This is a genomic window from Pseudomonas sp. EGD-AK9 (genome assembly GCF_000465935.2).
GTDB lineage: Bacteria > Pseudomonadota > Gammaproteobacteria > Pseudomonadales > Pseudomonadaceae > Aquipseudomonas.
In genome coordinates, this window is the sequence record NZ_AVOF01000410.1 from 1 (window position 1) to 2,564 (window position 2,564).

At 70.5% G+C, this 2,564-nt stretch carries 2 protein-coding genes and 2 pseudogenes; 2 read left to right on the forward strand and 2 right to left on the reverse strand.

The genetic code is table 11. The features are described 5' to 3' along the window. Positions 1 to 384 (forward strand): annotated as a pseudogene (locus N878_RS17495) (hypothetical protein); the annotation flags it as partial. A gap of 160 nt (positions 385 to 544) precedes the next feature. On the opposite strand, the gene N878_RS17500 reads toward N878_RS17495, so the two are convergent. Continuing rightward, the gene (locus tag N878_RS17500) at positions 545 to 1,486 is read right to left on the reverse strand and encodes an alpha/beta hydrolase (RefSeq protein ID WP_021444895.1); all 942 of its coding nucleotides are present in this window, start codon (positions 1,484 to 1,486) and stop codon (positions 545 to 547) included. 111 nt (positions 1,487 to 1,597) lie between these two features. Between N878_RS17500 and N878_RS17505 the strand changes: the two genes are divergently transcribed. Next, positions 1,598 to 2,194: a DUF6436 domain-containing protein gene (locus N878_RS17505; RefSeq protein ID WP_021444896.1), complete on the forward strand. Its 597-nt coding sequence runs from the start codon at positions 1,598 to 1,600 to the stop codon at positions 2,192 to 2,194. Positions 2,195 to 2,353: 159 nt separating this feature from the next. Here N878_RS17505 and N878_RS17510 read toward each other — a convergent pair. Further along, positions 2,354 to 2,564 (reverse strand): annotated as a pseudogene (locus tag N878_RS17510) (helix-turn-helix domain-containing protein); the annotation flags it as partial.

Consider the following 2,564-nt stretch of genomic DNA (forward strand, 5'->3'; position numbering starts at 1 on the left):
GATGCCACCCGGCGCCTGCTGATCCGGCACCTGGCCCAGGCCCTGCCGGCCAAGGAAGCCGGCGCCGAAGTCAGCCTGGCGCTGGCCGGCGTCGCCGCCGACAGCCTCAGCCAGATGCTCCCCGGCCTGCTCGGCGGCGCCCAGGCGCAGAGCCTGCTCAACGGCCAGCGCCAGCGCCTGATGGCGCAGATCGAACAGGATCTGGACAACACCCTGCTGCACGTCTATCGCGAGCTGAGCGACCCGGAGCTGGAGCAGTTCGTCGAGTTCGCCCAGTCGGCGGACGGCCAGGCCTACTACCAGGCCGCCCTGCAAGCGCTGCGCGCCGGGCTGGCGGTGGGCATGAGCACGGCCGAGCTGGAGCCGGCGCCGCAGGGGATCTGAAGCGGCGAGGCAGACGACAGCTAGGCTGGGTTAGGCGCCTGCCGCGGCCGTCCATGCACCGAAGCCAGTCGTTGTGCCTTAACCCAGCGAGGTGCACGCAGGTATCGCCGGGCGGAGCGCTGCGCACTCACCGTTGGGCTTCGCTGCGCTCAGCGCCAACCTACGCCAAATGCTCGCGCAGGAAATCGAAATAGCGCTGGCGCAGCGCCTCGCTTTCGTTGGCCAGGTGATGACGCGCTTCGGGCAGGCGCAGGATGCTCGGCCGGCCGAACTTGTCCTGCAGCACCTCGAGGTTGTGCCGCCAGTCCACCGTCATGTCCGCCTCGCCCTGCACGATCAGCGGGCTGTGCGCACTGCGCGGCGCCGCCTCGATGCGCGGCACCCACTGCGCCAGGGCGCCGACCCAGGCGGTGGGCAGGTTGCGCGGCTGCAGCGGGTCGAGGTTATGGACGAAGTCGATGAACGCGGCGTCGCTGGAGTTCTCGCTGAAACGCCGCGGAATCTCGCGCACGAAGGGGCGCAGCAGGCGGTAGCTGAGCTTCGACCAGGCCCAGGCGCGCGGCCGCACCAGCGGCGCCAACAGGATGCTCTGGCCCAGCTCGGAGCGTTTGCCGTCGGTCAGCAGGTAGTCCAGCAGGATCGCCCCACCGGTGCTCTGCCCACATAGATGCCAGGGCTGCGGCAGCTGCAGTTCGGCGGCCTGCTCGAACAGCCCGGCGAGCACCAGCTGGTACTCGGCGAAGTCGCCGATGCTGGCCCGCGCCCCGCTGGACAGGCCATGGCCGGGCAGGTCGCAGGCCAGCACGGCCAGATTCAGCGCCAACGCCCAGTCGATCACATGACGGTACAGGCCCATATGGTCGTAGTAGCCGTGCAGCAGCAGCAGGGTGCCGCGCGGCTCGGCCGGCGCCCACAGCTGCACGGCGATCTGGTAGCCGCCGGCGGCGAAGCTGCCGAGGCGATGATCCAGCCCGGCGTGGCGGCCGCCCAGGTCGAGGCCGTAGAAGCTGCGGTAGGCCTGCACCGCCGGCAGCTCCAGGCGCGCTGCGGCCAAGGGTCGCAGCAGGGGGCGCAGTTGTTCGGGGTGAAACGGCTCTGGCATGGGGCCTTCCCTAGAGTGCGGCGCGAACCGCGGGGCATTCCTCTAAACCTCGATCTTCAGCTGCCGCACGCGGCGTGGCAAGCTACACGCCCTTTTCGCCCGCCGCCGTCCATGCCTCGTCCCTCGCCCAAGACCCTGCTCGCCACCCTGCTCGCCCTCGTCTGGCTGGGCGGCATGCTGCTGGCCTTCTGGTGGTTCGAGGCGCGCTACCTGCGCCCCTTCGACGAGCGCGCCGCGCTGTTTTCCGGCGCCGAGCTGCGCCTGCCGGCCGAACTGGCCGGCCCCGGGGCGATCCGCCTGGTGCACTTCTGGGACCCGGCCTGCCCGTGCAACGTCGGCAACCAGCAGCACCTGGCCGAGCTGGTCACGCGCTACGCGCCGCGCGGCGTCGAGTTCCATGCCGTGCAGAAGCCAGGCAGCCAGGGCCGCCTGCCGGCCGAACTGGCCGCGCTCAAGCCGATCGCGGCCCTGCCCGGCAGCGCCGCACTGCCCGCCAGCCCGGCGGTGGCGATCTGGGACGCCCAGGGCCAGCTGGCCTACTTCGGCCCCTACAGCGAAGGCCTGACCTGCAACTCGAGCAACAGCTTTATCGAGCCGATTCTCGAAGCCCTGGCCGCAGGACGCACAGTCGACGCCAGCAATACCCTGGCGGTAGGCTGCTTCTGCGACTGGGCCGACCAGCGACTGACGAGGCCCGAGCAACCGTAGGGTGGGTTAGCCGCCGGTCGCGCTTACCGGTCGATTAGCCCTGTTTGACGCGGCGTAACCCACCATCGGCGCAATACGATCTACCGCCTGGTGGGTTCCGCGGCGTTTGTCGATCCACCTCCAGCGTCGCTAACCCACCCTACGAGCTACGAGCGCTCTTCACTCGCCAGTTGCTCCGTGGCGCGATACAGGCCACGCGGCGTGCCGCCCTGCCAGCGGCGAAAGGCACGGTAGAAGGGCGACAGCTCGGCGAACCCGCAGGCCCGCGCCACCTCGCGCACACCCAGGCCCTGCTCCAGCAGACGCAGGGCGCGCAGCCGGCGCACCTCGTCGTGCAGCGCGCGGAAGCTGCTGCCCTGCTCGCTCAACG

Coding starts and splice junctions, on each gene's coding strand:
- N878_RS17500 (WP_021444895.1), bottom strand. CDS start 1,486: ATGCCAGAGCCGTTTCACCCCGAACAACTGCGCCCCCTGCTGCGACCC.
- N878_RS17505 (WP_021444896.1), top strand. CDS start 1,598: ATGCCTCGTCCCTCGCCCAAGACCCTGCTCGCCACCCTGCTCGCCCTC.